Here is a 15159-nt window from a genome sequence, read left to right as displayed (position 1 = left end):
CCCCTCGTCCAAGTGATGAGGGGGAGTTTTTATTTTTGTCTAAAAGTGGAATACTCACCGCTATGAGTTCACTATCAATTGAAGAATTAACCGCTGCAATCCAATCAGGTGCCATCGACACAGTCGTCGTTGCAATGACAGATATGCAAGGCCGGCTTACAGGTAAGAGAATTCACGGAGATCACTTTCTCAATGAGGTTCTAAAACATGGCACAGAAGGTTGCAACTATCTTCTAGCAGTCGATGTTGATATGAATACCGTGCAAGGTTATGAAATGTCATCCTGGGAACGCGGTTATAGCGACTTTGAACTCGCACCAGATTTCAACACCCTTCGTTTAATTCCTTGGCAAGAAGGCGCAGCCCTTGTTCTAGCCGATGTTCAGTGGCTCGATCACACCCCTGTTGTTGCATCTCCCCGCCAGATTCTGCGCAAGCAAATTGCTAATCTGGAAAAAGCTGGCATGCAGGCAATGTGTGGAACCGAACTCGAATTCGTTGTTTACAAAGATACCTACGAAGAAGCATGGGATAAGGCATACCGTGATCTGACTCCTGTTAACCAATACAACGTTGATTACTCAATCTTGGGTGGCTCTCGCATTGAACCGCTACTTCGTGAAATACGACTTGGCATGTCAGCAGCAGGAATGACTGTTGAATCCGTAAAAGGTGAATGTAATCTCGGTCAGCATGAAATCGCATTTAAATACTCTGATGCGCTTTCAAATTGCGATCAACACGTTATATATAAAAATGGCGCAAAAGAAATCGCAGCCGAAGCGGGATATGCGCTGACATTTATGGCAAAGCCAAATGAGCGCGAAGGTAATTCTTCACACATTCACTTATCTTTCCGTGGATTAAATGGCGAATTAGTCATGACAGATGATTCAGATAAAGAACATGGCATGTCAGAACTTGGTCGCCAATTTATTGCCGGCCAACTCACACACATGCGCGAGCTATCACTTCTCTTTGCACCAAATATCAACTCATATAAGCGTTATGTGCCGGGATCCTTTGCTCCAACAGCAATTCGCTGGGGACGCGATAACCGCACATGTGCTTTCCGACTTGTAGGCCACGGTGCAGGTTTGCGCCTTGAAAACCGCATTCCTGGAGGCGATGTCAATCCTTATCTAGCTGTTGCAGGAATTATTGCGGCTGGGCTAGATGGAATTAATAAGAAGATGAAACTAGAACCTGCATTTACAGGTAATGCATATGTTTCAGACTCTGCCCGTGTACCTTCAACCATGAACGAAGCCCTCGATCTGTGGGAAAAGAGCGCATGGGTGAAAGAAACTTTCGGCGATGAAGTCCAAGCCCACTATGCAAATATGGCTCGCGTTGAAATCTCTGCATATGCAAAAGCTGTTACCGACTGGGAATTATTCCGAAACTTCGAAAGGTTTTAATAAGTGCCATCTACGTATGACGTAATAAACCCAGCAAATGAAAGCATCGTAGAAACAGTCCAACTTCTAGGTTTAGAAGAAACTGATGCTGTTATTGCAAAAGCAGCTAATGCATTTGAGAGTTGGAAAAACGTTGCACCCGGAGAGCGTGCGCGTTTACTCCGTGCTTTTTCACAAATAGTTACAGATCGCCGTGAAGAGCTTGCTCAAATTGAAATTACAAACTCTGGTCACACTCGCGGAAATGCACTGTGGGAAGCAGACAATGTTGCCAACACACTTATGTATTACGCCGCGGCTCCTGAGCGTTTATTTGGTCGACAGATACCAGTTCCTGGTGGCATAGACGTCACATTTAAAGAACCACTCGGAGTTGTTGGAATTATCGTTCCTTGGAATTTTCCAATGCCAATTGCTGGTTGGGGTTTTGCTCCGGCGTTAGCTGCTGGAAACACAGTTGTATTAAAACCTGCTGAATACACACCACTTTCTGCAATTCGCTTAGGCGAACTCGCACTTAAAGCCGGAATTCCAGAGGGTGTATTCAATGTTCTTCCAGGCAAAGGAAGCATTGTCGGAAACAGATTTGTAACCCATCCGCTTGTAAGAAAAGTTGTTTTCACTGGATCTACAACAGTTGGAAAACAAATCATGGTCGGCTGCGCCGAACAGGTGAAGCGATTAACCCTTGAACTAGGTGGCAAGTCATCAAATATCATCTTTGCAGATGCAGATATTGCTAAAGCAGCAGCTGGTGCACCTAGTGCAGTCTTTGATAATGCCGGCCAAGATTGCTGTGCTCGCTCTCGCATTCTTGTTCAAAAATCTGCATTCGATACATTTATGGAGCACTTCGAAGTAGCAGTCAAGAAATTCCGCGTCGAAGATCCCAATCTTGCCACCGCTGACATGGGTCCACTTATTTCTAAGAAACAATTCGATGTTGTTGAATCTTTCCTTGATGAACCAATTGCATTTAAGGGTTCGGCTCCAAGTGGTCCTGGGTATTGGATGGCGCCAACAGTTCTCTTGCCAAAAAATACACAGTCTCGTTCATGGAGAGAAGAAATTTTCGGACCAGTGGTTTCTGTTATGACATTTGAAGATGAAGCAGAAGCCATTGCAATGGCAAATGACAGCGAATACGGGCTATCTGGATCCATCTGGACACGCGATGTCGGTCGCGCACTTCGCGTATCTCGCGGAATCGAAACTGGCGCGCTCTCTGTTAACTCCAATTCCTCAGTTCGTTTCTGGACTCCATTTGGTGGATTTAAGCAATCAGGATTAGGTCGCGAACTTGGACCAGATGCACTTGATTCATTTACCGAAGTAAAGAACGTCTTTATTTCTAACGACTAAAGCACACTTACAGAAAAGGAAGAAAAATGGCTCAACGCCTTGAAGGACGCGTAGCAGTAATCACCGGAGCTGGCAGCGGAATCGGTCTAGCAACAGCAAAGCGCTTAGCAAGTGAAGGCGCAAAGGTTGTCGCAGTGGATATGAACGCTGAATCTGGCGAAGCTGCTGCAAAAGCAACTGGCGGAATCTTCGTCAAGGCAGATGTAACAAGTGCTACAGATGTTGAAAATATGTACAAGGTGGCTTTTGATACCTATGGTCGTATTGATATTGCATTTAACAACGCCGGAATTTCACCACCTGATGATGACTCGATTTTAACTACTGGCCTTGATGCATGGGAACGAGTCCTGCGCGTTAACACAACGAGTGTTTTCCACTGCTGCAAATACGTAATTCCCTACATGCAAAAAGCTGGAAAGGGTTCGATCATTAACACCGCATCATTTGTTGCAACTATGGGCGCTGCAACTTCTCAGATTGCATACACAGCATCAAAAGGTGGCGTTCTAGCCATGTCACGCGAACTTGGTGTCCAATTTGCTCGTGAAGGTATTCGCGTGAATGCGCTATCTCCAGGGCCAGTTAACACACCACTTCTTCAGGAACTCTTTGCTAAAGATAAAGAGCGCGCTGCTCGTCGCTTAGTTCATATTCCAATGGGACGTTTTGCCGATGACACAGAAATTGCTGCTGCCGTGGCATTTCTAGCCAGTGATGACTCATCATTTATTACAGCATCTAACTTCTTGGTAGATGGTGGTATTTCTGGAGCGTATGTAACTCCGCTTGATATGTAAATTAAGTATTTAGATCCGCTTAATCGGCGCGGTTGCGATGCGATCAAGAAATTGATCGACTAAATCGTAACCGCGCTGATTGCTTTGCTCTTCAATTTCTTTTGTTTGTGCGCGTAGTTCTTTAACGTCAACGCCTTCGGATTCAACCTCGGCGCAGCCACCTTCCATTTCCAGCCATAAATCCAGAACATGTGCATCAATCTCTGGATGAAATTGCAGACCTAACGTACGCCCAAATGAAAAGGCTTGAGGGCATAATTCATTATCTGCAATCAAGGTTGCATCTGGCGGTAGCGTGAAGCGATCCCAGTGATATTGAAACCATGGACCATTTGGAATGAGTGCCACATCTTTGCTTTGGATGTCATACCAACCAAGTTCGGCGTGAGGGGATCGTGAAACTGTGCCACCTAGAACGCGTGACATGAGTTGTCCACCAAAACAAATTCCGAGTACTGGAATCCCTGCGTTGTGCACTTCTTTCATTTTTTCTAATTCTGGCATTAGCCAATTACCAACGACGTCATCTCCATAGGCGGCATACGGCGCGCCCATGACAACGACAACATCGAAAGAAAGTAAGTCCGGCCACTGCACCGAAACATTTGGACTCTTTTGATGTTCTTTATCAACAATAACAAATCTAGTTATTTCAAATCCACGAACTTTGAATTGGTGCCAAATTGGACCACCTTCACTGACGTGGTCGTGTTCGATAAATATTACTCGTTTACTCATTTTTGAATGCGAATTGGCTCTTGTCCACGAGCAATGAGTCGCTCAAAGTGATGTTCACGTTTTTCATTAAAACGATTTGATTCTTCCGTGGTTTTTGTCAAAAATGCATTGAGTTCATCGCGGGCTACCAGGCCGTCACCAGATAGATCATTTCTTTCAAAGACTTCCCACGCACGAAGCACAGGGGCAATTACTTCTTCCAAATGTTGCTGCATGTCATAAATTCCAGCAAGAGCAATCTGAACAGCTTTGCGACCGAACCCAGGCATGTTGGCACCGGGCATATCAAAATTTGTTACAACATCTGCAATTGCTCGCATCGCTGCATTAGGTTCTAGATCAAGTGCTGCTTTGAGAGTATTACGGTAAAAAATCATGTGGAGATTTTCATCCAATGCAATTCGCTGCATCATGCCTTCTGCAATTGGATCCTCAGAAATTTTTCCGGTATTACGGTGAGAAATTCGGGTCGCTAATTCTTGAAAGGAAACGTAGGCGATTGTGTGCAGCATGTCATTTTCATAAGGTGTCTGATAACCCAGTGACATGTGGGCCATTCGTAAATCCTCTAACTCATAAGGATCAACACCACGTGTTGCCATCAAATAATCGCGAATCACAATTGCGTGACGACCTTCTTCGGCAGTCCAGCGTTCTATCCAGTTGCCCCATGCGCCATCTCTGCCCATTGAGAGAGTGATTTCGGTGTGATAACTCGGCAGGTTATCTTCAGTTAATAAATTTAGAATAAGTGAATCTTGAGCAACTGAGCTCAACCGAGAATCTTTTGCCTCCCACGCATCACCATTGAGTGGACCCGCAAAATCGCGACCTTCACTCCAAGGGACATATTCGTGTGGGTACCAATTTTTTTGAATCGCTAGATGTCGCTCAAGTTCTACGGCAACGATTGGTTCGAGGTCACGAATAAGTCGGGATTGGATACTTGCAGACTCTTCGGACATGGAATAAAGCCTACGGCACGAAAAGCGTTACGCGCGAGTTAGAAATTCTTTTCGGCTCTATCTTTTGCAGATTGTGCGCGCCATGCTGCAATTTGTGCGTGGTTTCCACTGAGCAAAATCTCAGGTACTGCGATATCTCGCCACGTTTGTGGTTTGGTAAATGCAGGATGTTCTGCAAATCCTTCGTGCATATGTGACTCTTCAATAATTGATTCAGGATTGCCCAGAACTCCTGGAAGCAAGCGGGTGATGGCTTCAATCATCACCATTGCCGCTACTTCTCCCCCACCCAAAACATAATCGCCAATAGAAACTTCGTGAACGCGAACACCCTTGTCTGCAAATTTATTCTGGGAGTAATACTGGCGAATGCGATCATCAATGCCCTCATATCGGCCACACGCAAAAACTAATTGCGAGCACTGAGAGAATTGTTCTGCCATTCGTTGGTTGAAACGCTTTCCACCTGGTGTCAAAATAATTAGATCCACATCGTTAACCAACAATGGATCAAGGGCTGATCCCCATACTTCAGCTTTCATAACCATGCCGGCGCCGCCGCCATAAGGAGTGTCATCAACGCTGTGATGATTATCCGTTGCGTGCGCACGTAAATCATGGATATTTATCTCAAGTAATCCTTCTTCCTGAGCCTTGCCAAGTAAAGATAACTTCAGTGGAGATAGGTATTCTGGAAATATTGTTACAACATCTAATCTCATTTTATCTCCCCTGAAATCGTAGGCGGAATAACTACTATTCGTTTGTTTTTAACATCTACTTCTGGCACTAATTGGTGCACAAATGGAATAAGAGATTCACCTTGGCCGGTTTGAACTGCTAACAAATCTTGACCCGGTAAATTAATTACGTCAGAAATTTCTCCGTATTTTTCACCTGATTCGAGATATGCAATACAGCCGATGAGTTGTAGAACGTGATACTCATCGTCATCCCCCGTTGATGCATCGATATCGACATCGGAGTACAGCATTTCATTTCGTAGTTCTTCAACTTGATTGCGTGTTGTAATGCCCTTAAAACCTAAGAGCAAAATTCCATTATGAACACGACCGGAAACTATTGTCAGATCGCCATGCTTATCTGTATTGACAGTTGCGCCAACGGCAAAGCGAACATCTGGATCGTCAGTTCGAACTTCGATTGTCGCTTCACCAAGAATTCCGTGAGCGCGACCAATACGGCCCACGAGTAAACGCATCGTCGAAAAGTTGTTAACGAGCCTCGTCGGTCTCGATGAGATCGACGCGCACTGTACGACCAGCTATTGCGCTGACAACAGTGCGAAGAGCTTTAGCTGTACGGCCATTTCGACCAATAACTTTGCCAATGTCTTCAGGATTTACTCGTACTTCAAGTGTGGTTCCGCGACGATGTGTTTTTTCTTTAACAACAACATCTTCAGGATTATCGACGATCCCTTTTACAAGATGTTCGAGTGCTTCATCCATCATTGTTATTCAGCAGCCGCTTCTGGAGTTGCCTCTGGAGTAACTTCTGCAACAACTTCTGGTGCTGGGCTCTCTTCAACAACTGCTTCTGCTGGTGCTTCTGCAACTGGAGTTTCTTCTGCTACAACCTCAACTGGTGCTTCTGCAACTGGTGCTTCTTCTACAACAACTGGATTAGCTTTTGCAGCCAACTTTTCTTGTGCTTTCTTCTTTAAAGTTGTTGCGCCTTCTTTTGGCTCATCCATTGCTTGCTTCACAGCTGCTTCGTAAGCAACGCTCTTGTGTGGCTTTGGTGCTGCAACTCTAAGAGTTCCTTCTGTTCCAGGAAGACCCTTGTGCTTTTGCCAATCACCAGTAACTTTTAAAATTGCCTCTACGGCTTCTGTTGGAAGTGCGCCAGTACCTAGCCAGTAAAGAGCACGTTCAGAATTAACTTCGATCAGTGATGGCTCTTGACCAGGTGCGTAACGGCCAATCTCTTCAATGGATAAACCATTGCGAGCTTTACGTGAATCTGTAACAACAATACGGAAATAGGGTGTGCGAATTTTTCCCATGCGCATTAAGCGAATTTTTGTAGCCAAGTAACTTGTGCTCCTGTAAATGTATGCCGTGCCAACTCGATCGCAGCGGGGTGCGCAATCATTTTGGCCAAGCGATGGACTTGGATGTTTCGGGGGTAGAGGGCCCCGTCACAGGGGGCTAATCTTGCCATCAGATACGCAGGAAGCGAAATTAAGGCCTACTCGCGCTCTTCTGCAGCCCTTTTGGCGGGGTTACCGGACTTCGACTTCTTCTTGTGTGCAACTGCTGGTTTCGCACTCCTCATATCGCCCATTGCCGCCGGCATTCCGGCCGGAACATTTCCGCTACGCATCTGTTTCATAGCCTTTTGTGCTGCGCTAAATCTTTCAACCAGTGAATTAACTTCTGAAACTGCGCGACCACTGCCACGAGCAATTCGTGAACGTCTGGTCCCGTTGAGAACTTTAATGTCACGCCTTTCGTGCGGAGTCATCGATTGCACGATTGCCTTTGTTCGAGTGATTTCACTTTCATCAAAGTTTTCAATCTGTTTTTTCATTGAAGCAGCACCTGGCAGCATTGAAAGAAGCTTGCCCATGGATCCCATCTTTGCCATCGCTTCAAGCTGTTCCAAGAAATCTTCTAATGTGAAGTCATCACCTCGTGCAAACTTTTCCTCAAGCTTTGCACTCGTTTCAGGGTTCAGTGCTTTCTTTGCCTGTTCAGCTAACGTGGCAACATCGCCTAATCCAAGTATTCGAGAAGCCATGCGATCTGGATAGAAAAGATCGAAATCACTGATTTTTTCACCCGTTGAAACAAACATGATCGGGCGCTTGATAATTTCTGTAATAGAAAGGGCTGCACCACCACGTGCATCGCCATCTAGTTTTGTTAAAACTAACCCATCAAAGCCAACACCTTGTTCGAAAGCACGCGCTGTATTAATAGCACTTTGACCAATCATCGCGTCAATAACGAAGAGAATTTCATCAGGTTTAATCTGATTTCTTATCGCAATAGCTTCATCCATCAGTTCATCGTCAACACCCAGTCGACCTGCTGTGTCAACGATTACCATGTTATAAAGTTTTGATTGCGCGAATGCGACTCCATCACGTGCAACTTGGACGGCGTTACCAGATCCATTTCCTTGTTCTGGTGCAAACACTGGCACGTCAATTTGCTGGCCTAAAACTTGCAGCTGAGTTACCGCATTTGGTCTTTGTAGATCAGCAGCAACTAGTAGTGGCGTATTGCCTTGATCTTTATAAAACTTAGCTAACTTTGCCGCAAGCGTTGTTTTACCTGCTCCTTGTAATCCAGCCAACATAAGGACAGTCGGTGGATTCTTGGAAAAACGAATGCGCCTTGCTTCAGAACCCAGAATTGAAATTAATTCTGAGTTAACAACGTCAAATATCGCCTGCGCTTGATTACTTCCAGCCTGAAGTGTTGGCAATAACGCCGCAGATTGACTTTGAATGCGATCGGTAAATAGATCGATAACTTCTTGAGCAACATCTGCTTCAAGAAGTGCGCTTTTGATCTCTTCTATGACAGATTCAATATCTGAAGAAGAAATCTTTCCTTTCGCGCGAAGTCCGCCAAATGTTTTGGCAAAGCGAGCAGAGAGAGCATCAAACATGTGCAGAGCCTACTTCAGCCCTGCACAATCGCTTAGATGGCCTCAGATCCTTGTTCGCCCGTGCGAACGCGCACAACTTGTTCGATTGGAATAGCCCAAACTTTTCCATCTCCGATATTTCCAGTGGCGGCACTTTTAACAATCTGATCAATGATTGCCTGAACTTCTGCGTCATCGGCGAGTACCTCTAACCTAATTTTTGGAATTAGATCAACCGTATATTCCGCACCGCGATACACCTCAGTGTGGCCTTTTTGGCGACCAAAACCGCTCGCTTCTGAAACAGTCATGCCTTTAACGCCAAGGTTTTGTAGTGCGATTTTTACTTCTTCTAACTTATGTGGCTTAAGGATTGCTGTAATTAGTTTCATAGAATTGAACCTCCGCGTGATGAGCTTGTCATTTCATAGGCAGTTTCAGCATGTTCGTTGAGGTCAATACCTGCAACTTCAACATCTCGCTTAACTCTAAAGCCGATAGTTTTTTCAATCGCATAACCGATGATAAGTGTTGCGATGAATGAATACACCCCGACAAGTGCCACACCGATTGTCTGCTTGGCTAGTAACTCTGTGCCACCGCCATAGAAGAGTCCATCCACACCGACACTATTCACAGAACTTGCACCGAAGAGACCAATTGCAAGTGATCCCCAAATTCCGGCTACTAGGTGCACTCCGACTACATCTAGTGAGTCATCTAAATTGAATCGATACTTCAACCCAGATGCTAACGAGCAGAGAATTCCAGCAATAAGACCGATCACAACTGCGGCCCATGGTGCAACGAATGCACATGCAGGTGTAATTGCAACAAGTCCAGCTACTGCGCCAGATGCCGCACCAAGTGAAGTGGGATGGCCTTGACGAATTTTCTCAACTAACAACCAGCCTGCAAGTGCTGCAGCCGTTGCCACTTGTGTATTTATCAATGCCAGCGCAGCAATTGCATTTGCAGCCAGTGCCGAACCTGCGTTAAATCCAAACCATCCAAACCAGAGTAAACCCGAACCAAGCATCACTAATGGAAGTGAGTGCGGACGCATTGATTCCTTGCGCCAACCCACTCGCTTTCCAAGAACAATCGCTAGTGCTAAACCTGCTGCGCCGGCATTGATATGAACTGCAGTGCCGCCGGCAAAATCTTGAAGACCTTTACCTGCTAAATAACCAGCACCAGTGACAGTGTCACCAACTTTGTTTCCAAAAGCGAAAACCCAGTGCGCGACTGGGAAATACACAACAGTTGACCATATGGCAACAAATACTGCCCAAGAAGTAAACTTTGCGCGATCTGCAATTGCACCAGAAATGAGCGCAGGAGTAATGATTGCAAACATTAATTGGAAGGCTGCAAAAACAAGAACTGGAATTGGATAGAGCCCACCGTTATTGGTGAAGTCATTGACTACTCCACCTAAACCAGAGAATGAAATTGATCCATACCACGGTGAATTTGCTTCATATCCGAAGGCTAATTCAAAGCCATAAATAACCCAGAGCACGCTAACAACGCCAATTGAAATCATTGACATCATCATCATATTTAGCACGCTCTTTGTTCGTACCATTCCTCCGTAAAAGAAGGCCAGACCTGGAGTCATTAGTAGTACCAGTGCGGTACTCGCCAGCATCCATGCTGTGTCTCCAGAGTTAATAACCATTTCATCCATAGGTATCTACTTTCAACGTTGTAACTGCGAAATATTCGTGGGGCTCTCACCTTTGAGATGGGGCAAAAGTGCCCCATGTGCATTACGCACAGTCGCATGGAAAGTTTCAGACACATCACATTTTTCGCCCATGTGCGACCTTGTGTTACATCTAGGTTAAGAAATCAGGCCCTTGATGTATGCAATCGGGTCAAATTCGGTTAAATCATCAATCGATTCGCCCTTGCCCACGAATTTGATTGGAATATCAAGTCCATCCTCAATTGCAAGGGCAATACCGCCACGGGAGCTGCCATCTAATTTAGTCAAAACTATTCCGGTGACATTAACCGCCTCTGCAAAGATTTTGGCTTGCTGCAATCCGTTTTGACCCGTTGTTGCATCGATTACCAATAGCACTTCTGAAACAGGAGACACCTTTTCGATAACGCGTTTGATTTTGCCGAGTTCATTCATTAGATCACTCTTGTTGTGAAGTCGGCCCGCAGTATCAATAAAGAGAAATGATGCCGATAGATTCCGAGATTTTTCGATTGCATCAAAGGCCACAGATGCTGGATCTGAATTTTCTTTGCCGCTGATTACTTCAAGACCAATTCGCTTGCCCCATGTTTGCAACTGTTCAACTGCTGCGGCGCGAAAAGTATCTGCCGCTGCCAAAACAACTAATCCTTGGGGAGAGAATTTTTGTGCAAGCTTTGCAACCGTCGTTGTTTTCCCTGTTCCATTGACTCCAACAACCATCACTGTGGTTAAACCAGGTTGTATCAGCAATTGCCGGGGTTTTTTAGATAAGTGAGATGAGAGAACAGATTGCAGCGCTTCCTCCGGTGTTTGCGACTTTACTTTTCTTGTCTCTTCAATAATTCTGCGAGCAAGGTCTGCGCCTAAATCTGTGGCGATAAGTTCATTTTCTGCTTCATCTAGATCTGGTTTGTGGAGTAGATCAGATACTTTGATTTTTGATAAGAATTTAGAAAAAATACCCATAAAAAACAGAATTCGAAACTAAGCAGTCTCTGATTCGCGAAGACGCTGAGATATAACTTCAGTCACGCCATCTCCGCGCATGGTGACGCCATACAAAGCATCAGCAATTTCCATTGTTCTCTTTTGGTGAGTAATGATGATCAACTGTGAGCTTGCGCGTAACTCTTCAAGCACGCCGAGTAAACGTCCAAGGTTTACATCATCGAGTGCTGCTTCAACTTCATCTAGAACGTAGAAAGGACTTGGGCGCGCTTTAAAGATCGCCACAAGCATCGCAACTGCGGCGAGAGATTTTTGTCCACCTGATAACAATGAGAGTCTCTTCACGCGCGTTCCTGGTGGACGTGCTTCGACATCGACTCCCGTTGAAAGCAAATCATCTGGGTTAGTAAGAATTAAACGGCCATCTCCCCCAGGAAATAGTCGAGCAAAGATATCTTCGAAGTGCTTGGCAGTTTCTTGGAATGCTTCCATAAAGATTAGTTGAACACGATCATCAACTTCTTTAATGATGTCCAAGAGATCTTTCTTTGTATTTTTAAGATCTTCTAATTGCTCTGCAAGGAATTTTAAACGTTCCTCAAGAGCGTCGTACTCTTCAAGAGCCAGAGGGTTAATCTTTCCAAGCAAAGTAAGTGAACGCTCTGTCGCTGCAAGGCGTTTTTCTTGCTGGTCACGACGATACGGAATCAACTCAGTGGTGACGATTTCACCGGCCTCATTTTCAAGAAAAGTTGGTACATCATTTTGTGGACCGTATTCACTTACCAACGTTGTTGTATCAACACCTAATTCTTCAACTGCTTTGAGTTCGAGGGCTTCAATACGCATACGTTGTTCGGCTCGAGCAATTTCATCTCGGTGCACACTAGTTGTTAATTGCTCTAACTCAGTTGCTAATTCGCGACCACGAGCACGAATGGTTAACGTTTCACCTTCACGTTGCGAACGAGATTCTTCAAGTCGAGCGCGCTCAGTTGCAGCCTTTGCAATGGAGCGTTCTATGTGGATCAAAACTTCATATGCTGCTTCGGCCACAGATTGTGAAATTACTGCCCCGCGCGCACGTGCACCTCGTCTAGATATTGCTCGCTCTGACGCATCGCGCTCTGCTTGTGCCGCTTCTTCAAGTGCCTTTGCACGAGCTGCAAGTGAGTCAACTCTTTCTTCACTTGTTCGTACTGCAAGACGTGCTTCTACTTCTGTGCTTCGAGCACCAGAGACATGTGCACGCAAAACTTCTACTTGAGCATGATCTGGCTCTGGAGTTTCACCTTGCATCGATAGTTGATTAGAGGCAATGTGTAATTCATTTTCATCACGAGATTTTGCTGCAGTAGCTTCAGCAATAGAAACTTCAAGTCTTTCCACCTCTGCTGCTGCAGACTTTGCATTTTGACCGGCAACGGCTAATTGTTCAGTAAGGGCAGCAATTCGAGCATCTGATTCATTAAGTTTTCCAAGTGCCTGATCAAACTCACTTTGACGAGATGCCAATTCAGTTGTTGCAGTAGATATTTCAAAACGAATTCGATCTGTTTTGTGAATAATTTCTTCTAATTTACTTGTGAGATCTGCAATGAGTGCGCTAATTTCAATCAGAGATGAAGCAGATTTTGAACCACCGCGGGCGCGCGTAGAAGTGATGATGTCGCCATCGCGGGTTACTACACGGATGTTTGGGTGATTTCGCAACACTTCAGAGGCATCCCGTGCGCTGTCTACGACAGCGGTTGCGCTGAGCAAAGATGAAATAAGGGCGGCAATCGATCCAGATTGCACATAATTAGTAAGAGAAGTTAATCCTGAAGGTATTGAATCTGATGCCCGTGAATTTTCATCAAAGACTAAGACATCTGCTTGGCCGAGATTTTCTGATCTCATTGTTGTTAGCGCACTCACCGCTGAGTTCAAATCTTGGACAACAATCGCATCTGCAAGTGAACCCAGGGCTGCGGCAACAGCGCTTTCATAACCCTTTTCAATTGAAATCAGAGAGCTCACGCTTCCAAGAATTTTTACTCCGCGAGAATTAGAAAGCAGCGCTGATGCACCGTCGTTGCTCTTCGACGTGATGCGCAGAGCCTCAAGCTTTGCTTCAATCGCATTTTTCTCGCGCTCGGTACCACGTTCAGTATCTACAAGATCAGAGAGCGATTTCTTGCCAGCATCTAATTTGGCTTTAGCACTTTCGAATTGAGAATCTAATCCCAACTCACCGGAATCAGCACTGGCAATTTCTAACTCAAAACTTGAATAGGCGCGGGATGCTTCATCTGCACGATGTTGTGCGTCATTTCGTGATTTTTCTAAACGTGCAATTTCTTCGGCAATCGCATCTAAGCGAGCTCGCAGAGATTTAATGTGACCTTCTTGCCTAGCTGTTCCTTCGCGCGAATCAGCTATTGCGCGCATCGCTGCGGCGACTTTATCTTCTTCACTCTTTAACAAATTTTCAGCCTGTGCTAGCGCAGTTGTTGCAGCAACTAAGGCGCTATGTGAATTCTGAACTGCCGTGCGCAATTGCGACTCTTCTAATCGTAATGTTTGTGCTTCGCGATCAAGTGCTTCTGGATCGCGGCCAAGGGTGCGAGCTTCTTCTGCCTCTTCGGCTAAGAATCGGGAACGCTCTTGTGCAAGAGATGCTGTTCCTCTAAATCGCTCACGTAAAGAATTTAACTGATAATAAGTTTCTTGGGCTGCGATAAGAAGTGGACTATCTACCGCTGCTTGTGCATCGAGTGCTTCTTCACGTGCACGTACTCTGTCTAACTCTGAATCTACGATTGATCGTCTCTCGCGAAGCGCCGTTTCATCTGCCACTTCAGCATCGAGTGTCTTAGTCATGGAGATGAAATCATCTGCAAGCAAGCGAAGTTTTGCATCGCGTAAATCTGCTTGAATCGTTGCAGCTTTCTTAGCAACTTCGGCTTGTTTGCCCAGAGGGCGTAATTGTCTGCGCAGTTCTACAGTCAGATCTTGTACACGCGCAAGGTTGGCTTGCATGGAATCTAGTTTTCGAAGCGCTTTTTCTTTTCGCTTACGGTGCTTAAGAACTCCGGCTGCTTCTTCAATGAATCCGCGACGCTCATCAGGGTTTGCCATCAAAATTGCATCTAGCTGACCTTGGCCAACGATGACGTGCATCTCTCGACCAATACCGGAGTCACTGAGTAATTCTTGAATGTCTAACAAGCGTGAAGCTTCACCATTTATTTGGTACTCGCTCTGACCATTTCTAAAGAGGATGCGCGAAATTGTTACTTCTGAATAATCAATATTGAGTGCACCATCTGCGTTATCGATGGTGACTGAAACTTCTGCGCGACCTAGGGGTGCGCGTCCACTTGTGCCAGCGAAGATGACATCTTCCATCTTTCCGCCGCGAAGAGATTTTGCACCTTGCTCACCCATTACCCATGTCAGGGCATCAACAACATTTGATTTGCCTGAACCATTTGGGCCGACCACACACGTGATGCCAGGTTCTAGGCGCAGGGTGGTCGCTGAAGCAAAGGACTTAAAGCCCTTGAGCGTGATGCTCTTTAGATACACGCGGTAAACCT

The 15159-nt window shown here is 45.5% G+C and carries 14 protein-coding genes; 3 read left to right on the top strand and 11 right to left on the bottom strand.

Features of this window, described 5'->3' with window-relative positions; all coding sequences use genetic code 11:
- Positions 1-62: 62 nt before the first annotated feature.
- The 3 genes from PHILAsVB114_RS02710 to PHILAsVB114_RS02700 are packed head-to-tail and all read left to right on the top strand — an operon-like array spanning position 63 to position 3583.
- Positions 63-1421, top strand: a complete 1359-nt coding sequence (locus PHILAsVB114_RS02710) for a glutamine synthetase family protein (protein WP_095697866.1) — start codon at positions 63-65, stop codon at positions 1419-1421.
- 3 nt (positions 1422-1424) lie between these two features.
- Complete coding sequence (locus PHILAsVB114_RS02705) at positions 1425-2783, top strand: aldehyde dehydrogenase family protein (protein ID WP_095697865.1); 1359 nt, start codon at positions 1425-1427, stop codon at positions 2781-2783.
- Between the two features lie 26 nt (positions 2784-2809).
- On the top strand, positions 2810-3583 hold the full coding sequence (locus tag PHILAsVB114_RS02700; protein ID WP_095697864.1) for a 3-oxoacyl-ACP reductase: 774 nt from the start codon (positions 2810-2812) through the stop codon (positions 3581-3583).
- 9 nt (positions 3584-3592) lie between these two features.
- Here the strand turns inward: PHILAsVB114_RS02700 and PHILAsVB114_RS02695 are convergent, their stop codons facing one another.
- The 11 genes from PHILAsVB114_RS02695 to smc all read right to left on the bottom strand — a co-directional run bounded on the left by PHILAsVB114_RS02695 (position 3593) and on the right by smc (position 15148).
- Positions 3593-4321: a type 1 glutamine amidotransferase gene (locus PHILAsVB114_RS02695; protein ID WP_095697863.1), complete on the bottom strand. Its 729-nt coding sequence runs from the start codon at positions 4319-4321 to the stop codon at positions 3593-3595.
- On the bottom strand, positions 4318-5286 hold the full coding sequence (locus tag PHILAsVB114_RS02690) for an acyl-ACP desaturase (RefSeq protein ID WP_095697862.1): 969 nt from the start codon (positions 5284-5286) through the stop codon (positions 4318-4320). The genes PHILAsVB114_RS02695 and PHILAsVB114_RS02690 overlap by 4 nt, the downstream gene beginning before the upstream one ends.
- A 38-nt stretch (positions 5287-5324) precedes the next feature.
- Positions 5325-6008, bottom strand: coding sequence for a tRNA (guanosine(37)-N1)-methyltransferase TrmD (trmD, locus tag PHILAsVB114_RS02685; protein ID WP_095697861.1), 684 nt, complete (start codon positions 6006-6008; stop codon positions 5325-5327).
- Positions 6005-6508, bottom strand: coding sequence for a ribosome maturation factor RimM (gene rimM, locus PHILAsVB114_RS02680; protein ID WP_095697860.1), 504 nt, complete (start codon positions 6506-6508; stop codon positions 6005-6007). Before rimM ends, trmD begins: the two co-directional genes overlap by 4 nt.
- A 13-nt stretch (positions 6509-6521) precedes the next feature.
- A complete protein-coding gene (locus tag PHILAsVB114_RS02675) occupies positions 6522-6761 on the bottom strand; it encodes an RNA-binding protein (protein ID WP_095697859.1) in 240 nt (79 codons plus the stop codon).
- Positions 6762-6763: 2 nt separating this feature from the next.
- On the bottom strand, positions 6764-7342 hold the full coding sequence (rpsP, locus tag PHILAsVB114_RS02670; protein WP_095697858.1) for a 30S ribosomal protein S16: 579 nt from the start codon (positions 7340-7342) through the stop codon (positions 6764-6766).
- Positions 7343-7500: 158 nt separating this feature from the next.
- Entirely contained in the window at positions 7501-8931 is a 1431-nt protein-coding gene (ffh, locus tag PHILAsVB114_RS02665; protein WP_095697857.1) for a signal recognition particle protein, read from the bottom strand.
- Between the two features lie 32 nt (positions 8932-8963).
- A complete protein-coding gene (locus tag PHILAsVB114_RS02660; RefSeq protein ID WP_095697856.1) occupies positions 8964-9302 on the bottom strand; it encodes a P-II family nitrogen regulator in 339 nt (112 codons plus the stop codon).
- Complete coding sequence (locus PHILAsVB114_RS02655; RefSeq protein ID WP_095697855.1) at positions 9299-10603, bottom strand: ammonium transporter; 1305 nt, start codon at positions 10601-10603, stop codon at positions 9299-9301. Before PHILAsVB114_RS02655 ends, PHILAsVB114_RS02660 begins: the two co-directional genes overlap by 4 nt.
- 156 nt (positions 10604-10759) lie before the next feature.
- Positions 10760-11593 carry a signal recognition particle-docking protein FtsY gene (gene ftsY, locus PHILAsVB114_RS02650; protein WP_095697854.1) on the bottom strand — a complete coding sequence of 278 codons (834 nt, stop codon included), beginning with the start codon at positions 11591-11593 and terminating at the stop codon, positions 10760-10762.
- A gap of 18 nt (positions 11594-11611) precedes the next feature.
- A complete protein-coding gene (smc, locus tag PHILAsVB114_RS02645; RefSeq protein WP_204246829.1) occupies positions 11612-15148 on the bottom strand; it encodes a chromosome segregation protein SMC in 3537 nt (1178 codons plus the stop codon).
- Positions 15149-15159 lie beyond the last annotated feature (11 nt).

Origin of the sequence: Candidatus Planktophila limnetica, from assembly GCF_002288365.1 — a bacterium.
In the GTDB taxonomy this organism is placed as follows: domain Bacteria; phylum Actinomycetota; class Actinomycetes; order Nanopelagicales; family Nanopelagicaceae; genus Planktophila; species Planktophila limnetica.
This window is presented reverse-complemented; position numbering and strand designations above follow the sequence as displayed.

What these genes read in the sequence shown, in the direction of transcription:
- PHILAsVB114_RS02710 (WP_095697866.1), top strand. Translation starts at nt 63, where the DNA reads ATGAGTTCACTATCAATTGAAGAATTAACCGCTGCAATCCAATCAGGT.
- PHILAsVB114_RS02700 (WP_095697864.1), top strand. Translation starts at nt 2,810, where the DNA reads ATGGCTCAACGCCTTGAAGGACGCGTAGCAGTAATCACCGGAGCTGGC.
- PHILAsVB114_RS02695 (WP_095697863.1), bottom strand. Translation starts at nt 4,321, where the DNA reads ATGAGTAAACGAGTAATATTTATCGAACACGACCACGTCAGTGAAGGT.
- PHILAsVB114_RS02690 (WP_095697862.1), bottom strand. Translation starts at nt 5,286, where the DNA reads ATGTCCGAAGAGTCTGCAAGTATCCAATCCCGACTTATTCGTGACCTC.
- trmD (WP_095697861.1), bottom strand. Translation starts at nt 6,008, where the DNA reads ATGAGATTAGATGTTGTAACAATATTTCCAGAATACCTATCTCCACTG.
- rimM (WP_095697860.1), bottom strand. Translation starts at nt 6,508, where the DNA reads ATGCGTTTACTCGTGGGCCGTATTGGTCGCGCTCACGGAATTCTTGGT.
- PHILAsVB114_RS02675 (WP_095697859.1), bottom strand. Translation starts at nt 6,761, where the DNA reads ATGATGGATGAAGCACTCGAACATCTTGTAAAAGGGATCGTCGATAAT.
- ffh (WP_095697857.1), bottom strand. Translation starts at nt 8,931, where the DNA reads ATGTTTGATGCTCTCTCTGCTCGCTTTGCCAAAACATTTGGCGGACTT.
- PHILAsVB114_RS02660 (WP_095697856.1), bottom strand. Translation starts at nt 9,302, where the DNA reads ATGAAACTAATTACAGCAATCCTTAAGCCACATAAGTTAGAAGAAGTA.
- PHILAsVB114_RS02655 (WP_095697855.1), bottom strand. Translation starts at nt 10,603, where the DNA reads ATGGATGAAATGGTTATTAACTCTGGAGACACAGCATGGATGCTGGCG.
- ftsY (WP_095697854.1), bottom strand. Translation starts at nt 11,593, where the DNA reads ATGGGTATTTTTTCTAAATTCTTATCAAAAATCAAAGTATCTGATCTA.